Source organism: Haloarcula sp. H-GB5 (assembly GCF_054850705.1).
In genome coordinates this window covers 275,987-291,164 of the sequence record NZ_JBTWBG010000002.1, presented here as the reverse complement: position 1 = coordinate 291,164, position 15,178 = coordinate 275,987, and the positions used below count along the sequence as shown (strand labels likewise).

Below are 15,178 nucleotides of genomic sequence, written 5' to 3'. Positions count from 1 at the left end.
TTCTTCATGCGAGCAGTTTAATATTTCAAGCTACTGTATGACATAACTTCTATTTGTAGGGGGCAATTTGGGTATCAATATGCCACGTTCAAGTAGCATGGAACGGCGATCGTTTCTGAAAGCAACGGGCAGTGCTGCGGCGGCCGCAGCGCTGGCGGGATGTTCCAGTGATAGTGAGGAGACTGAGGGAGCAGAAGAAGGAACTGGCGGCGGTATGGACTCAACGGACTCCAGCGGGGGCGACGTCGGGACCGACCTGAAACAAGAGGGGGACCTCTGGCGGATCAACACGGGTACGATGACGACGATGGACCCGATCGAGTCGACGGGCACCGCGTCAGGGATTGTCATCCAGCAAATGTTCGACCCACTGATGAACTATCCCGACGCGCAGCCCGCTGTAGAGGGGCTCATGGCTGCAGACTATGAAGTATCTGAGGACTTCACGACCTACACGTTCCAGTTGAAAGATGCGACCTTCCACAACGGGGACACCGTAACCGCCAGTGACTTTGTCTACTCATTCGAGCGGCTGACTGCATCTGACAACTCCAGTCGTGCCTATTTCGTTCTAGACTCGCTGGGCGTGACACACGAAACGACGACCGAGACGGTCGACGGCGAGGAGCAGGAAGTGTACAAGCCGGGGACGCTTGGCGTCGAAGCTGTCGACGAAACGACGCTCGAAATCCAGCTGGAATCGCCGTTTGCGTCCACGCTGGAAATGCTTGCGTACACCTCTTTCGCCCCAGTTCCTGAGGGCATTGTCGGCGACATCGAAGGGTACGATGGCGAGATGACACAGGCCGAGTTCTCCAGTTCGAGCCCGGTCGGGAACGGGCCATTCGAGTTCGATACGTGGGACTCCGGCACTGAGGCCAGGGTAAGCGCGTACGACGACTATTACGGCGAGAGCCCGAGCGTCGACGGCGTCCACTTTGCGGTCATCGAGAACGACTCGGCCCAGTACAACTACGCGATGAACCGCAACGCCGACATCTTCGAACTCCCCACGGCGCAGTACGACCCCGGGAAGGTATCCGTCGAGGAGGAAGACGACCAGGGTCGTCAGAACGGAACCTACGGTGAGTTGCGCAACGGCGCCACGGCCAATTACTCCGGTGTGTCGAACATCGGCGTGTTCTATCTCGGCTTTAATATGGCCAGCGTGCCCAAGCCAGTCCGTCAGGCGGTCGCGTACGCGATGAACCAGCACACCGTTGTCGAGCAGGTGTTCAAACAGCGCGGCGAACCCGCATACAACTTCACGCCGAAATCCATCTTCCCCGGCGGCCCCCAGAACTACAACGACCGCGCCGAAAACGAGTACCCGTACGGCTACGACGACAGCCGGCTCGGAGAGGCCCGCTCAGTGATGGAAGAGGCTGGCTACGGCGAAAACGAGCGTGTCGCTATCGAGCTGACAATCTACGAGTCCGGCGTCTGGAGCGAAACCGCGAGCATTCTTCGGGACCAGCTTGAGAGCGTCTTCATCGACCTCGAAGTCAATCAGGCACCGTTCAACACGCTCCTCGAACGCGGTCGCAACGGCGAGCTAGAGATGTACTCGCTTGGCTGGGTCGCCGACTGGCCCGCTCCGGACAACTTCCTCCAGTTGCTGAACCCGCCGCAGACCGATACGAGCCTCGATTTCCCGATTTCGTACGTCAACTGGCAGCCGGAGAACGGCGACGCCGCCCAGCAGGCTAACGAGGCGTACCAGATGATCGCCGACAACCCGGCACCGACGGAGGAGGACCAGGCCGCCCGGAACGAAGCGTACGTCGAGATGGAGAACGCGAACTGGGAAGACGTCGCAATGCTGCCGGTGTATCACGAGCTGACTGAGCTGTTCTGGTACGACCACGTCGACTTTACGCCGCCAGCCGGGATGGGACCGAGCCGACAGAAGATGAACACTGTGTCGCTCGGAGACAGAGAGTAATCGCGTCCCTGCTGGCGTAATCGTCCCCGTCACGGTTGGTGGCGGGAACAACTTCGCAGCCCTCAGAGATTATGAACTCACAAGTACCCGTACAACGGAGACAAGCTAAGCCATGAGCCGCGCTACGTATATGCTCAAGCGCTTGGTACTGTCAATCCCTGTTATTATATTCGGAACGACAGTAACGTTCGCAATTATCCGGCTGGGGCCGCTCAGTCCTGCAGCGGCGATCCTCGGTCCGAAAGGTGACGCTCGCGCGATTCAACAGATCGAGCAACGGTTGGGGCTGAATGAGCCGCTCTGGGAACAGTACTTCGACTTTATGGGAAACCTGTTCCTGTTCGATCTGGGCCAGTCGTGGGTGATCAACTCCGGCACGCCGGCCGTCGACCTCATCATCAGCTACGCACCGCGGACGATCTGGCTCGGATTCTGGGCAGTCCTGATCGCCCTCGGAATCGGCATTCCGCTCGGCTTCTACGCCGGCCTGAATCCCAATACGTTCTCGGACTACTTCGCCTCCTTCGGTGGGATTGTCTGGCGAGCGATGCCGAACTTCTGGCTCGCGGTCATTCTGGTGACGGTACTCTCGCAGTCGGAACAGCTGTTTGGGTTCAGCTGGACCAGCTTCATCGTGGAGACGAACGTCGTCACCTCGCCGAACCTCGCCGTGCTGAGGAATCCCGCGAGGCTGATAACGGACCCGGGACAGGCATGGACCAACCTCGCGAAAGCGACAAAGCAGATACTGCCGCCCGCACTGGTGCTCGGGTCCGCGTCGATGGGTACGGAGATGCGTATCGGCCGAACTGCCGTTCTCGAAACGATCAATTCGAAGTACGTCGAAACAGCCAAGGCCAAAGGCGTCTCACCGCGGGTGCTGGTCTGGAAGCACATCTTCCGGAACGCGCTGATTCCGCTCGTACCGGTAATCACTGCCGAAGCGTTCATCCTGATCGGCGGGTCAGTGCTCGTCGAGACTGTCTTCTCGATTAATGGCATCGGCCTGCTGTTCGTCAAGGCGGCAAAGCAGGGTGACCTGCCGCTTGTTGGAACACTGATGTATCTGTTCATCCTCCTCATCGTCGGGCTGAATATCGTACAGGACTTCGCGTACACAATCATCGATCCACGCGTGGGGTACGACGCATGATGGAGACAGAACCCACCGAAGACATCGATCAGCCGTTGCGGGACCGGCTCAAGGCACACCCCGGGCCGGCGCTGCTGTGGGGTGCTATCCTCTGTGTCCTGTTACTGCTTGAGGGACCAACGTACCTCGATGGGTTGCTTGGCGCGATAGGCGCTGGGCTCGGGTTGCTCCCGGGAGCACCCGGCGCCGAGGCGTTCGCCAGTGCCTCAGCCTACTTCGGCGAACTGCCACATCTGCTGAGCCGAGAACTGATACCCAACCGGGGGTACTACGACGGGAGCGCCTGGCAGGGCACGTTCCTCGGCCTCGAGCCGAAGTACGCATGGCTCATCCGTTTCCTGCTGGTGTATGCATACGTTGCAGTCCTGCTGGGCTGGCTGTGGTACGGCTACGTGCTCTTCCGTCGGCACTATCGTGCTGCTGACTGGACGCCAACTGACGACGTCATCGACCGACTTCGAAGCCACTACTGGGGTCTGTTCGGACTCGCTGTCGTCGTCTTCTTCGTTACGATGGCCGCGTTCGCACCGGTTATCGGCCCAACGACGGCCGAAGAGAATATTGAAGGACCGTACTCCTACGATATGCAGTACTACAACGAGGACACGGAGACGGTCGAAACGATTACTATCGGCGAGGCGAACCTCGGTTCCGCCTCCCGCGGTAGCGGGGACAGCAACGTCGGGATCTGGAGTTACGACGACTTCGGGCGGTTCCACCCTGTCGGAACGCTCGTCAGCGGTAAGGACCTGTTCACCTTCCTCGCCTTTGGCGCACGGGTGTCGCTGTTCATCGGCCTCGGGTCGATGGCGATTGCAGGCTTTATCGCGACGACGCTGGCATTAGTTACCGCCTACTACAAGGGGGTGGCCGACCTCATCGTGGTACTGACCAGTGACTCCGTGCAGGCAATGCCAGCATTACTGCTGGTCATTCTTGCGACAGTGGTGTTCAAGAACCACTGGATAGCGGAGCTGTACAACGGAGCAATGCTGTTCATCCTCCTGTTTGCGCTGATACGCTGGCCGGGACTATGGCGAGCGGTACGTGGCCCTGCGTTACAGGTCGGTGAACAGGAGTGGGTCGACGCGGCAAAGAGTTACGGCCAGCGACCCACTGTGATTATGCGGAAACATATGGCTCCGTATATCCTCGGCTATCTCCTGGTTTACGCCTCCCTGACACTCGGTGGCGTCATTATTTCCGTCTCTGCCCTCTCGTTCATCGGACTCGGGATTACCGCCCCGACTCCTGAGTGGGGGCGAGCAATAAACATCGGGCAACAGTACGTCGCCAGCCAGTCCTGGCACATCTCGCTCATTCCGGGGCTCCTGATTACGCTGGTTGTCACCGGGTTCAACGCGCTGAGCGACGGGATTCGTGACGCTATCGACCCACAGAGCGAGGGTGCTGAAGGCGGTGCAGCTGGCGCGGCCGCCGGAGGTGGTGGCGGATGAGCCACACCGAAGACGGCGAGCCGCTGCTGGCCGTTGACAACCTCCGGACCGTGTTCCACAGTGATAAAGAGGAGATCCGCGCTGTCGACGGCGTTTCATTCGATATCGAACGCGGCGAGACGCTCGGTATCGTCGGCGAATCCGGTTCGGGTAAGAGCGTCACCGCGCGCTCGATAATGGGACTGGTCGACAGTCCGGGCGAAATCCGCGAAGAGTCGTCCATACGGTTGGACGGGCGAGAGCTGACGACGCTTTCGGAGAAGCAATACCGGTCAGTTCGTGGCGGCGACATCGCGATGGTGTTTCAGGACCCACTGAGCTCGCTCAACCCGGTGTACACTGTCGGGAACCAGATCATTGAGGCGCTGGAGCTCCACCGCGATATGGAGGGCGCTGAGGCCAAGTCGGAGGCCATCGAACTGCTGCGTGCAGTCGGCATCCCCGACGCGGCACGGCGTGTCGATGAGTTCCCACACGAGTTCTCCGGCGGGATGCGTCAGCGAGCCGTCATCGCGATGGCACTGGCCTGTGACCCAGATCTGCTCATCTGTGACGAGCCGACGACAGCACTCGATGTCACCATTCAGGCCCAGATACTGGACCTGTTACAGGAAATCCAGACGGAGCGTGACATCGGTATCATGTTCATTACGCACGACATGGGCGTCATCGCGGAGGTCGCCGACCGCGTCGCCGTGATGTACGCCGGCGAAGTCGTCGAGCAAGCACCCGTAGAGGAACTGTTCGCGAACCCACACCACCCATACACGCAGGGACTCCTGCAGAGCATTCCTGGCCGGAACCCCAGTACGGATCGGCTACCCACTATCGAAGGGGACGTACCGACGCCGCACGAATCGGCGTCGTACTGCCGGTTCGTCAGTCGGTGCCCGAAGGGCTTCGACGAGTGTGAGCGGGTCCATCCCGCCCACGTCGAGGTCGGCGAATCAGCAGACCACACTGCCGCGTGTCTCCTGTACCCCGAAGATATGCCTACCGACGACACTGTGACACAGCACGAAGAGAACGCGGACCAGACAGGCGTCGAAGCAGACGAAGCACTGTCGGCGGATGACTGGCCGGCTGAGCGCCGAAAAGCTAGTGAGGATACTGGTCCCGAAGACAGCGACGCACGGGCCGATGGCGGCCACGGCCACAGTGCCGGTGACACCGGCGGACACAGTGAGGGGGGTGGCTCAGATGAGTGAATCAGTCGTCGACACTGTGTCCCACCAGACCGGCGAAACGTTGGTTGATGTGCAGGATCTGAAGACGTACTACGAAGACGGCGGGCTGCTTGGAAGCGATCCGGTAAAAGCCGTCGACGGCGTGAACTTCGAGATTGCACGCGGCGAGACGTTCGGACTGGTCGGTGAATCCGGCTGTGGCAAGACGACTCTCGGTCGGACGCTCATCCAACTGGAGACGGCCACGTCCGGGGCGGTCTCCTTCGATGGAACGGATATAACCGAACTCAGCGGCGGCGACCTCAAGGAGTGGCGCCGCAACGCTCAGATGGTGTTTCAGGACCCCGAGTCGAGCCTCAACGACCGGATGACTGTCGGCGAGATCATCCGCGAACCGCTGGACGTTCACGAACAGGGCACGGCCCGCGAGCGTCGGGAGAAGGTGCGGACACTGCTCGACCAGGTCGGGCTCATGCCGGAGCACTACTACCGGTATCCCCACCAGTTCTCCGGCGGACAGCGACAGCGAATCGGCATTGCTCGCGCACTCGCACTCGAACCGGAGTTCGTCGTCCTCGACGAGCCCGTTTCGGCACTCGACGTGTCCGTTCAGGCCCAAATACTCAATCTGCTAGAGGAACTGCAAGAGGAGTTCGGCCTCACGTATCTCTTCATCGCGCACGACCTGAGCGTGGTTCGGCACATCTGTGACCGCGTCGGGGTGATGTATCTCGGGAACCTCATGGAGGTCGGGCCGACGGAACAGCTGTTCCAAAGCCCGGAAAACCCCTACACGCGCGCATTGCTGTCGGCGATTCCGGAACCGGACCCCACGGTTCAGGTGGACCGGATTACCCTGCCGGGATCACCACCGAGTCCACGGGACCCGCCGGAAGGATGTCCCTTCGCAACGCGGTGTCCCGTCCGGATTCGGCCAGAGGACATAGACGCTAGCGATGCAGTGTGGGATCGGATCCGAGAGTTCCGTGACGTCATTCGCGAGCGGTCCCGCGCGGAGCAGTCGGTCGGTGAGCGGCTCAAGGAGCGGCTCGGGTTCGACACCGCGCTGGCCGACAGCGAGGAGATCGTCGAAGAGGAGTTCGACGACGTGACCCTTCCGCCAGACGTACAGGAGCACGTCGAGCAGGCGGCGACGTATCTCAGTGATGGCGACCCCGACGCCGCTCGTGCCTACCTCAGAGAAGTGTTCGGCAGTCAGTGTGACACCGAAACGCCGCAGTACTACGATGTCGACGACAGGCAGATGAGCTTCTGTCACCGGCATGCACAGGAGCACGTCTCCCCTGGCGACGAACTCCGCCAACGTGGCTACGACACGCACGATGGATAACCTGGCGGGAAAGGTACTCGATCTGCTGTGGTACGCCCTCGGTGTAACGCTCACAGCTACGCTTATCGGTGGCGTGCTCTCGCCGCTCCGTGGCGGTGGCTGGGTGACAGTGAAGTTCGTCCTGTTTTTTATCGGGTTCGCGCTGTTCGGCTACGCCTCGGTCACGCTGTGGCGTGCGCCCTCTATCGATTCCGACGAGCCAGACGGGTCCGACGTGTCGTTTGGCGTGTCAGCGCGCGAGCGGACGCCGTTCGAGTCAGCGCTGGCCCGTGTCGCCCCGCCGCTCGATACGCTCGCCCCGCCCGAAGATCGACTCTCGCCGCCGGTGAAGCTCTTCGTTGCGAGTCTGTTCGTCCTCGGGCTCTCCCTGAGCATGGAGGTCGTCTTCGGCGTCCAGTGACACCACCATTTACCTCCCGCGGGCGTAACGACAGGATATGGTAAAGACAGGTGGCGAGGGGACGGACGACCTCGAACGGCTTGCCGCCGGTTCGGACGACCGCAAGGCATCGTGGAAACAGACGTTAGAAGAGACACAGGCACTGGCTGACCAGCGGCGTTCTAACGGCCGTGAGGCCGTCGTCGTCCCAGCCGGGGATGCGGGCCTGCAGACAGTCGACGACGGTGACGGACTCGAACTCGTGTTCGTCATTCCGGGCAACAAGGCCGAGGACGTGACGCGGCTGGTCGAATCGAATCCCCTCGAAGCGTACGACGTGTACCGGCGGACAGTCGGAGAACAGGTGTTTCTGGCCGTCGAGTACTTCGACCCGGACGCCGCGTCGCTGTTCATCGCTGGCGCGTACGAACTCCGAGACGCCGGAAACGCAGTTACCGCTGCGAACGACGGTGCGACGTTCCAGACGTTGCTCAGGAAACTCGACGGGACACCGGTCGCAACGTTCGACCACGCGGACCGAACGAAGTTCCTTCCGATCGATAGACTCCCGGTCGAAGAGTAGGGACCCGGAGGAGGTGACAGTCGAATCAGTGTGTCACGATCGCTGTCGAGTCTCACCGACGTAACTGTGATGGGGGGCGGTGCCCACCTCGCAGTCCAAGACCGAAAGGACCATTCACTAGCCCCCGCAGAGTTCAATCTGCGCGAGGGTAGCCGAGCTTGGCCAAAGGCGGTGGGCTTAAGACCCGCTCCCGTAGGGGTCCGTGGGTTCGAATCCCATCCCTCGCATTCTGTTGCGAACAATCCGTGAGCAGCGAATGTCGTAGTGGGATTCGAACTACGAAAACGCGAGCAACGCGAGCGTTTGCATTCGAGTTCGAATCCCATCCCTCGCATTCTGCGACAAGTGGACACGAAGACCAGTGCAAGCGTGGTGCGACCCACCGTCCAGCAGAACTCGGAAGCAGTTCGCCGCAAACGGTCACAAGATGCAACGCTGATCGCTCACCGGAGACACGCACAGTGGTCCGACATGTCACAGATATGGCATAGCTTGTGTAGGTGACAGATTCGGGTGCGGTAGTGACACGACAGAGAGTGTCCGGACACGACGCGTTTTTGCACGTCTGTGGCCTATGCTGGCGTAATGACTGATGTGCCAGACGACGTTGCCGAAGCGTTCGGCCGACACGATGCGCTCGTCCCAGCCGGAGATAGCTACGCTGTCGAGACGACGAACTTCGACGGCCGCGTGACTGCGACCGAGGGCGAAGAGTGGCGAACGAACTACGAGGTAACGGTCAAGGCGCCGTCGCTACAGGCCGCGACAAGCGACGAAGTCGGTGATGCCGTCGTCGACGGCTGGCTCGAAACGCTGGAACGACGGCTGGAAGACGCGCCGAAAGCGACCCGAACTGCCGTCGAACTGGACGATTACAGCGTCGTCGAAGACGGCGAGCAGGTCGTGGTCACGTTCGAGTACACGATGGGTGGCGAACGGCAGGCCGGGGACGTCGCCAAGACCTTCGTCGAGTACGTCGAGGGGACGTACGTGGAGGGCGTCATTCCCGGCTACGACTACGTCGGCGTCGTGGCTGACTTACTCAACTCTGCGAGTACCGGCGGGAGCGAGGGCTCTCGTGGCGGGACGCCGCTGTAGCTGTACGGTTCCAGGCACGGAAACAGAGAGAGCGCTCCGTCTCAATCCATCGCGATATAGGTCTGTGTCGTTTCAACGCCCTGGATTTCCTGGATATGTGTCGCTGCGACGTCCTTGACTTCGGCGGGCGTCTCCACGTTTACTTTTGCGATAAAGTCGACGTCACCGGCGACGATGTGGGCCTCGACAACGCCGTCGACGGCTTCGATGTCGTCTTTCAGACGGTCCGCGTCACCGGTGTGGGCTTTGACCATCACGTAGGCAACGACCATATTCAGGCACCTCCGAGCGCGGTTGCGGGCTCTGATTCGCCAACGACAATACTTCGGACATCCGAGAGCGTCTCGAAGTCGGCCAGTATCACGACTCTGTCACCGGCCTCCAGCGTTTCGTCCGGATTCGGGATGGCAAGCGGGGCCTCGCCTTTCCCGTGAGCCATCAGCCGAGAATCCGACGGAAGCTCCAGTTCGGACAGCGTGTACCCTTCCATCGGCGACTGCCGCTGGATCGTGAATTCCACGAGCTGGAGGTTCTGTGCGATGTCGGCGACTGCGCGGATGTTTCCGCCCAGCAACGCGTTCTTGGCGGCGATAGCGCCCAGCCGCTCGGGGTAGATAATCTCGTCAACGTCGGAGGCGTAGCGTCGGTAAATCTCCTCGCGGTAGTCCTCGTCGATACGCATAACGGTTCGACAGCCGTGTTCCTTGGCGATCATACAGGCGACGAAGTTGTCGTTCAGGTCGCCGGTGAGCGCGCCGAGCGCGTCGGCAGCTTCGAGATCGGCGTTGCCGAGCGTCTCCTCGATAGCGCCGTCGCCCGCGATCACCTCGAAGCCAGCCGTTCGTGCGCGCTCAACTGCGTTCTCATCGCGCTCAATGAGGACAACTTCGTGGCCACTCTCTTGCAGGACGCGAGCCGTCCGCAGTCCGACACGACCTGCACCCACGATAACGAATCGCATACACACCCCTATGAGTCGGGGGTGAATAAAAGTACCCACCCGGTGGAACCACCGGACGCCTTGACCACGCTATCAAACAATACAGCCGTTGTTTTTCCCTGACGGAAGCTTTTTCGTGCCATGACACAACACACCACAATATGGTCAGCGCGTTCATTATGGTCAAGACGGCTGCCGGCAAATCCGAAGAACTCCTTGCGGCAGTTCGCGACGCTGAAGGCATCACCGAGGCACACATTGTCGCCGGACAGTACGACATTATCGCCGAAGCAACGGGCACGGAGGTGTACGACATCATGCAGTCGGTTTCAGGCCACGTCCGGGATCTCAACGGCGTCGCTGACACGCGCACGTACATCTGTTTGGAGTGAGCGCCCCACGCTGTTCCGACACCGCAAAGGGACTTGCCGCCCTACGGCGAACATGGTCAGTGTCGCCGGTATTATCGGTCTGCTCGTCATCGTGCTGGTCAACAGTGCTGTGACGGCGCTCATGACGCGCTTTTTCCGCGTCCGCTTGCACACGCAGTGGGGGAGTATTCTCTACTCGCTGCTCCTCTGTCCGGTCGTCATGGTCGTCATCCTGCTGGTGTTGAGTGGCGTGTTCAGTCTCGGTGCGAACCTCGGGTCCACGACCGCCGTCATGCTCGTGACTGTCGTTATTCCACTCGCCACCGGGATGACGTTCGACTACTTCTGGATGCCCGCCCCTGACGAGGTCGAACTGCCGGCGTCGATGGACTAATCGAGAATCGCCGCTCGGACCCGTTCGTACACGGTGTCCGGATCGGCAGTTGCGTCGACGCGTACGAACCGCTCCGGGTCGGCGTCAATGAGTCGCTCGTAGTTGTCCCGAACCGTTGAAAGGTAGTCAGCGGTTTCGAACTTGTTCGTCGCGCCGCTTCGCTGTGCGGCGGTTTCGGGATCGAGATCGAGATACACGGTCCGGTCCGGCGGACGGGTCCACGGGGCGTGAACTTCCCGGACGTACGACAGTGGGTCGTCGAACGTCTCGCTCGCATCGAGTGTCGCACCCTGATACGCGTACCGTGAGTCGCTGTAGCGGTCGGAAACGACGAGCCGATCCTCGCCGAGCGCAGGTCGGACCGTGTTCGAGAGATGCGCGGCGTGGTCGGCCGTGTAGAGAAACAGTTCGGCCAGCGAGTCCGCGTCGTCGTCGTCGATGGAGCGCTGGACGGCGTCTCCGTACCAGGTGTCGGTCGGTTCGCGCGTGAAGACGGCGTCATCTGGGACCGTGTCGTCGCTTCGGAGCCGTTCCCACACGGTCGTCTTGCCGCTCCCGTCCAGTCCTTCGAGCGTGACGAGCATACCTCACAATCCGTGTGGGGGGACGTAAGCGCCCCGACCCGACAGTGTATCCGTAAGCTGACACAAGTGACCGGACTGCGGGCCGGTCGGGCAAAGAAATACGCCCACCTTTACGGTTCTACCGACCGTACTGGAGCCTATGGATGTACTTGTCGTCGGCGGGACTGGCTTCATCGGACAACACCTGTGCCGCGAACTCGATGAGCGAGGACACACCGTCACTGCGCTGTCCCGATCACCGGAGGACGCGACGCTACCAGACGGCGTCGAAACCGTCGCCGGAGATGTCACAGACTACGGGAGCATCGAGGGGGCGTTCGAAGATCAGGACGCGGTGTATTTCCTGGTCGCACTGTCGCCCCTGTTCAAGCCGGATGGCGGGGACAAGATGCACGAACGCATCCATCTCGGCGGGACCGAAAACAGCGTGCAGGCCGCGGAGGAACACGGCGTCGAACGGTTCGTCCAGCTGAGCGCACTGGGTGCAGACCCCAATGGCGACACGCATTACATCCGGTCGAAGGGCCGGGCCGAACAGGTCGTTACGGAGTCTTCGCTGGACTGGACCATCTTCCGACCATCGGTCGTCTTCGGTGAGGGCGGGGAGTTCGTCTCGTTCACGAAGCGTCTCAAGGGGATGTTCGCGCCCGGCGTCCCGCTGTATCCGCTTCCCGGCGGCGGCAGACAGACGAAGTTCCAGCCCATCTGGGTCGGTGACCTCGTGCCGATGCTCGTCGATAGCATCGAATCCGCGGCGCACGTCGGCGAGACCTACGAGGTCGGTGGACCGGAAGTGCTGACGCTCAGGGACGTGACCAATCAGGTGTACGATGCCGAGGGATCGTCGGTAAGCATCGTCCCGCTCCCGATGCCGCTAGCGAAGGTCGGTCTCTCTGTTCTGGGGAGCGTCGGGTTCCCGATGGGTGCCGACCAGTACCGCTCACTCAAATTCGATAACACTCCGGCAACGAACGAAATCGACGCGTTCGGCGCCAGTAGTGGATCTCTAACGACACTCAGCGGATACCTCCGCGGATAAGTGTCGGCAGTAGTCACCCCCTAAATGGAGTTATGTTAGCTAGTATTGATTTTCAATCCTGGCTTTCAGGGCTGAGATCCGGGCAAAACACTTATACTCGCTATCGCTCTTTGACCCTTTAAGCGGAGAACTATATAATGAAACTGGCGATGATCGGCTTCGGGCAGGCCGGTGGCAAAATTGTGGACAAGTTCCTCGAGTACGACAAAGAGACCGGCTCGGGAATCGTCCGCTCTGCTGTTGCGGTCAATACAGCAAAAGCAGACCTGCTTGGGCTAGAACACATTCCGGAAGAGAATCGAGTACTCATTGGTCAGGCTCGCGTCAAGGGCCACGGCGTGGGTGCGGACAACGAACTCGGCGCGGAGATCGCCGAAGAGGACATCGACGAGGTGCAGGGTGCGATCGACAACATCCCCGTTCACGAAGTCGACGCCTTCCTCATCGTCGCCGGGCTCGGCGGCGGGACGGGGTCGGGCGGATCGCCGGTCGTCGCGAAACACCTCAAGCGCATCTACACCGAACCGGTGTACGGGCTGGGCGTCCTGCCGGGCAGCGACGAGGGTGGCATCTACACCCTCAACGCCGCTCGCTCGTTCCAGACGTTCGTGCGCGAGGTGGACAACCTGATGGTGTTCGACAACGACGCCTGGCGACAGACCGGTGAATCCGTCGAGGGCGGCTACGACCACATCAACGAGGAGATCGTCCGGCGCTTCGGCGTGCTGTTCGGGGCCGGCGAGATCGAGGCCGGTGACAACGTCGCCGAAAGCGTCGTCGACTCCTCCGAGATCATCAACACGCTCGACGGTGGCGGCGTGTCCACCGTCGGCTACGCCTCCGAGGACGTCGAGGTATCCTCCGGCGGCGGCGGTCTGCTCTCGCGGTTCAAGGGCGACGACTCGTCCGACGACGGGATGGACACGGCGAACACGACGAACCGTATCACATCGCTCGTCCGGAAAGCCGCACTCGGCCGGCTGACGCTTCCCTGTGAGATCGAGGGTGCGGAGCGTGCCCTGCTCGTGATGGCAGGGCCGCCGGAGCACCTGAACCGGAAGGGAATCGAGCGCGGCCGGAAGTGGCTCGAGGAGCAGACCGGTTCGATGGAGGTCCGCGGTGGCGACTATCCGACCAACGCCCCGAAAGTGGCCGCGTCCATCCTGCTGGCCGGCGTCCACAACGTTCCCCGCATCAAGGAACTCCAGCAGGTCGCCATCGAGGCTCAGGACAACATCGACGATATCCGTAACCAAAGCGAAGATAACTTAGAGGACTTGGTCGAAGACGACGAAGATGAACTTGATCCGCTGTTCTAACAAGACCGCCGCACTCCTCTGTGTTGTCGCGCTGCTCGCGACCGCCGGCACAGCGAGTGCGTTCTCTGTCTCTGCCGAGGGAGTCCCGACCGAGACGGCCGTCGACGAAGAGGTGTCGGTGACGTACACTATCGACGACCCGTTCACCGACGCGCCGAACGAATGGACGCTCGCTGGTTCGACCGAGCTCCAGGACGTTAGTTGGACGGTTACCGTGTTACGTGCGGGTAGCCAGGTGAGCCAAGAAACCTATGGCGAACAGTCCTTCGAGCAGGATCTGGAGATCGACAATAACGGAGACCAGGTTCGCGTCGAGCTCGTCGGCACGACGCCGGCCATCTCGAACTACACGTACGACCCGGCACAGAACTATCAGGTCGCCTCGCTCAGTCGTATCAGTGGGAGCAACGAGGACGAGTTCCGCAACGATACCGCACATCATTACACCGAGGAGAGCCAGTCGGCGAGACAGGCAATCGACGACGCGCAGGCCGCAATCGACGAAGCCGGTGGGAACGAAAACGCCGAGGAGCTAGTCAGTAGCGCCATCTCCTCATACGAGAACGGGAACTTCCAGAACGCCCAGGATCTCGCCGGACAGGCCGAGAATCAGGCACAGCAGGCCCAGCAGAGCGCCCAGACTCAGCAAACGCTCCTGCTGGTCGGCGGCGGACTCGTCGTCCTCCTGTTGCTGGTCGGTGGCGGCTACTACGCGTACACCCAGATGAGTGAGGACGAGTACTCCAAGCTGTAATGCGTCTCGTCGTCCCCGTCTCGGGGTCTGACCCCAAAACGCGACTTGCATCCGTTCTTTCTCCCGACGAGCGCCGTGATTTTGCCGAAGCGATGCTTGCAGACGTCGTCGACGCGGTGACAGCGGCGGGCCACGAACCCGAAGTCATCTCGACAGCACCACTCGACTGTGCCGTGCCGGTCACTGTCGACGACCGCAGGCTCGATCCGCTCGTCAACGACCTGCTCGCGTCGACAGTGACTAACGGCGACGGAGCTCTTGCCGTCGTGATGGCAGATCTGCCGCTCGTAACGCCGAAAAGCATCGAGCGACTGCTTGCCCCCGACGCCGACGTCGTGCTGGCCCCCGGTCTAGGTGGCGGGACGAACGCCTTCGTCTGTCGCCACCCCGAGTTCAGGGTCGACTACCACGGCGCGTCTATCCGCGACCACCGCGAGAACGCGCGGGACGTAGGAGCTAGCGTTACCGAAGTTGACTCCCGGCGGCTCGCGACCGATATCGACGAACCGAGCGATCTCGCGGAGGTGCTGCTACACAGCGACGGCGCGGCCGCGGACTGGCTCACTGACGCCGGTTTCAGTCTGTCGCTCACAGACGGCCGTGTCACCGTGAGCCGCGAGTGAA

17 protein-coding genes and 1 tRNA gene are annotated in these 15,178 nt (G+C 61.2%); 15 read left to right on the top strand and 3 right to left on the bottom strand.

Translation table 11 applies throughout. From position 1 onward, the window contains the following. Positions 1–97: 97 nt before the first annotated feature. The 9 genes from ACYJ11_RS09405 to ACYJ11_RS09365 all read left to right on the top strand — a co-directional run bounded on the left by ACYJ11_RS09405 (position 98) and on the right by ACYJ11_RS09365 (position 9,153). Positions 98–1,945 carry an ABC transporter substrate-binding protein gene (locus tag ACYJ11_RS09405; RefSeq protein ID WP_461648429.1) on the top strand — a complete coding sequence of 616 codons (1,848 nt, stop codon included), beginning with the start codon at positions 98–100 and terminating at the stop codon, positions 1,943–1,945. 112 nt (positions 1,946–2,057) lie between these two features. Continuing rightward, on the top strand, positions 2,058–3,098 hold the full coding sequence (locus ACYJ11_RS09400; RefSeq protein ID WP_188977798.1) for an ABC transporter permease: 1,041 nt from the start codon (positions 2,058–2,060) through the stop codon (positions 3,096–3,098). Next, positions 3,098–4,555, top strand: coding sequence for an ABC transporter permease (locus ACYJ11_RS09395; protein ID WP_461648428.1), 1,458 nt, complete (start codon positions 3,098–3,100; stop codon positions 4,553–4,555). Before ACYJ11_RS09400 ends, ACYJ11_RS09395 begins: the two co-directional genes overlap by 1 nt. Continuing rightward, complete coding sequence (locus ACYJ11_RS09390; RefSeq protein WP_461647593.1) at positions 4,552–5,763, top strand: ABC transporter ATP-binding protein; 1,212 nt, start codon at positions 4,552–4,554, stop codon at positions 5,761–5,763. The genes ACYJ11_RS09395 and ACYJ11_RS09390 overlap by 4 nt, the downstream gene beginning before the upstream one ends. Further along, entirely contained in the window at positions 5,756–7,093 is a 1,338-nt protein-coding gene (locus ACYJ11_RS09385) for an ABC transporter ATP-binding protein (protein WP_188977792.1), read from the top strand. The genes ACYJ11_RS09390 and ACYJ11_RS09385 overlap by 8 nt, the downstream gene beginning before the upstream one ends. Continuing rightward, the gene (locus ACYJ11_RS09380; RefSeq protein ID WP_461647592.1) at positions 7,086–7,493 is read left to right on the top strand and encodes a DUF7555 family protein; all 408 of its coding nucleotides are present in this window, start codon (positions 7,086–7,088) and stop codon (positions 7,491–7,493) included. The genes ACYJ11_RS09385 and ACYJ11_RS09380 overlap by 8 nt, the downstream gene beginning before the upstream one ends. Positions 7,494–7,530: 37 nt before the next feature. Beyond that, on the top strand, positions 7,531–8,055 hold the full coding sequence (locus tag ACYJ11_RS09375) for a DUF7529 family protein (RefSeq protein WP_461647591.1): 525 nt from the start codon (positions 7,531–7,533) through the stop codon (positions 8,053–8,055). Positions 8,056–8,197: 142 nt separating this feature from the next. Next, positions 8,198–8,282, top strand: a tRNA-Leu gene (locus tag ACYJ11_RS09370). A 358-nt stretch (positions 8,283–8,640) separates the two neighbouring features. Beyond that, positions 8,641–9,153, top strand: a complete 513-nt coding sequence (locus ACYJ11_RS09365; protein ID WP_461647590.1) for a DUF5813 family protein — start codon at positions 8,641–8,643, stop codon at positions 9,151–9,153. A gap of 41 nt (positions 9,154–9,194) precedes the next feature. Here ACYJ11_RS09365 and ACYJ11_RS09360 read toward each other — a convergent pair whose 3' ends face one another. Next, positions 9,195–9,425, bottom strand: a complete 231-nt coding sequence (locus ACYJ11_RS09360; RefSeq protein WP_170098488.1) for an Lrp/AsnC family transcriptional regulator — start codon at positions 9,423–9,425, stop codon at positions 9,195–9,197. 2 nt (positions 9,426–9,427) lie between these two features. Then, positions 9,428–10,114, bottom strand: coding sequence for a potassium channel family protein (locus ACYJ11_RS09355; RefSeq protein ID WP_188977785.1), 687 nt, complete (start codon positions 10,112–10,114; stop codon positions 9,428–9,430). A gap of 140 nt (positions 10,115–10,254) precedes the next feature. Here ACYJ11_RS09355 and ACYJ11_RS09350 point away from each other — a divergent pair, with 140 nt between their 5' ends. Together ACYJ11_RS09350 and ACYJ11_RS09345 are read left to right on the top strand one after the other, a co-directional pair. After that, entirely contained in the window at positions 10,255–10,485 is a 231-nt protein-coding gene (locus tag ACYJ11_RS09350) for an Lrp/AsnC family transcriptional regulator (RefSeq protein WP_461647589.1), read from the top strand. A gap of 52 nt (positions 10,486–10,537) precedes the next feature. After that, a complete protein-coding gene (locus tag ACYJ11_RS09345; protein ID WP_461647588.1) occupies positions 10,538–10,858 on the top strand; it encodes a hypothetical protein in 321 nt (106 codons plus the stop codon). Here ACYJ11_RS09345 and tmk read toward each other — a convergent pair. Beyond that, positions 10,855–11,442, bottom strand: coding sequence for a dTMP kinase (tmk, locus tag ACYJ11_RS09340; protein WP_461647587.1), 588 nt, complete (start codon positions 11,440–11,442; stop codon positions 10,855–10,857). The genes ACYJ11_RS09345 and tmk overlap by 4 nt on opposite strands. A 139-nt stretch (positions 11,443–11,581) precedes the next feature. Between tmk and ACYJ11_RS09335 the strand changes: the two genes are divergently transcribed. The 4 genes from ACYJ11_RS09335 (at position 11,582) to cofC (ending at position 15,177) form a co-directional block, all read left to right on the top strand. Then, the gene (locus ACYJ11_RS09335) at positions 11,582–12,481 is read left to right on the top strand and encodes a complex I NDUFA9 subunit family protein (protein WP_461647586.1); all 900 of its coding nucleotides are present in this window, start codon (positions 11,582–11,584) and stop codon (positions 12,479–12,481) included. 137 nt (positions 12,482–12,618) lie between these two features. After that, complete coding sequence (locus ACYJ11_RS09330) at positions 12,619–13,800, top strand: tubulin/FtsZ family protein (RefSeq protein ID WP_005536054.1); 1,182 nt, start codon at positions 12,619–12,621, stop codon at positions 13,798–13,800. Further along, entirely contained in the window at positions 13,778–14,554 is a 777-nt protein-coding gene (locus ACYJ11_RS09325; RefSeq protein WP_461647585.1) for a hypothetical protein, read from the top strand. Before ACYJ11_RS09330 ends, ACYJ11_RS09325 begins: the two co-directional genes overlap by 23 nt. Then, positions 14,554–15,177 carry a 2-phospho-L-lactate guanylyltransferase gene (gene cofC, locus ACYJ11_RS09320; RefSeq protein WP_461647584.1) on the top strand — a complete coding sequence of 208 codons (624 nt, stop codon included), beginning with the start codon at positions 14,554–14,556 and terminating at the stop codon, positions 15,175–15,177. Before ACYJ11_RS09325 ends, cofC begins: the two co-directional genes overlap by 1 nt. Position 15,178 lies beyond the last annotated feature (1 nt).

Excerpts from the sequence above, each read along its gene's own strand:
- ACYJ11_RS09365 (WP_461647590.1), top strand. The coding sequence starts at position 8,641 with ATGACTGATGTGCCAGACGACGTTGCCGAAGCGTTCGGCCGACACGAT.
- ACYJ11_RS09380 (WP_461647592.1), top strand. The coding sequence starts at position 7,086 with ATGGATAACCTGGCGGGAAAGGTACTCGATCTGCTGTGGTACGCCCTC.
- cofC (WP_461647584.1), top strand. The coding sequence starts at position 14,554 with ATGCGTCTCGTCGTCCCCGTCTCGGGGTCTGACCCCAAAACGCGACTT.
- ACYJ11_RS09385 (WP_188977792.1), top strand. The coding sequence starts at position 5,756 with ATGAGTGAATCAGTCGTCGACACTGTGTCCCACCAGACCGGCGAAACG.
- ACYJ11_RS09375 (WP_461647591.1), top strand. The coding sequence starts at position 7,531 with ATGGTAAAGACAGGTGGCGAGGGGACGGACGACCTCGAACGGCTTGCC.
- ACYJ11_RS09335 (WP_461647586.1), top strand. The coding sequence starts at position 11,582 with ATGGATGTACTTGTCGTCGGCGGGACTGGCTTCATCGGACAACACCTG.
- ACYJ11_RS09395 (WP_461648428.1), top strand. The coding sequence starts at position 3,098 with ATGGAGACAGAACCCACCGAAGACATCGATCAGCCGTTGCGGGACCGG.
- ACYJ11_RS09390 (WP_461647593.1), top strand. The coding sequence starts at position 4,552 with ATGAGCCACACCGAAGACGGCGAGCCGCTGCTGGCCGTTGACAACCTC.
- ACYJ11_RS09400 (WP_188977798.1), top strand. The coding sequence starts at position 2,058 with ATGAGCCGCGCTACGTATATGCTCAAGCGCTTGGTACTGTCAATCCCT.
- ACYJ11_RS09350 (WP_461647589.1), top strand. The coding sequence starts at position 10,255 with ATGGTCAGCGCGTTCATTATGGTCAAGACGGCTGCCGGCAAATCCGAA.
- ACYJ11_RS09345 (WP_461647588.1), top strand. The coding sequence starts at position 10,538 with ATGGTCAGTGTCGCCGGTATTATCGGTCTGCTCGTCATCGTGCTGGTC.
- ACYJ11_RS09360 (WP_170098488.1), bottom strand. The coding sequence starts at position 9,425 with ATGGTCGTTGCCTACGTGATGGTCAAAGCCCACACCGGTGACGCGGAC.
- ACYJ11_RS09325 (WP_461647585.1), top strand. The coding sequence starts at position 13,778 with ATGAACTTGATCCGCTGTTCTAACAAGACCGCCGCACTCCTCTGTGTT.
- ACYJ11_RS09330 (WP_005536054.1), top strand. The coding sequence starts at position 12,619 with ATGAAACTGGCGATGATCGGCTTCGGGCAGGCCGGTGGCAAAATTGTG.
- tmk (WP_461647587.1), bottom strand. The coding sequence starts at position 11,442 with ATGCTCGTCACGCTCGAAGGACTGGACGGGAGCGGCAAGACGACCGTG.
- ACYJ11_RS09405 (WP_461648429.1), top strand. The coding sequence starts at position 98 with ATGGAACGGCGATCGTTTCTGAAAGCAACGGGCAGTGCTGCGGCGGCC.
- ACYJ11_RS09355 (WP_188977785.1), bottom strand. The coding sequence starts at position 10,114 with ATGCGATTCGTTATCGTGGGTGCAGGTCGTGTCGGACTGCGGACGGCT.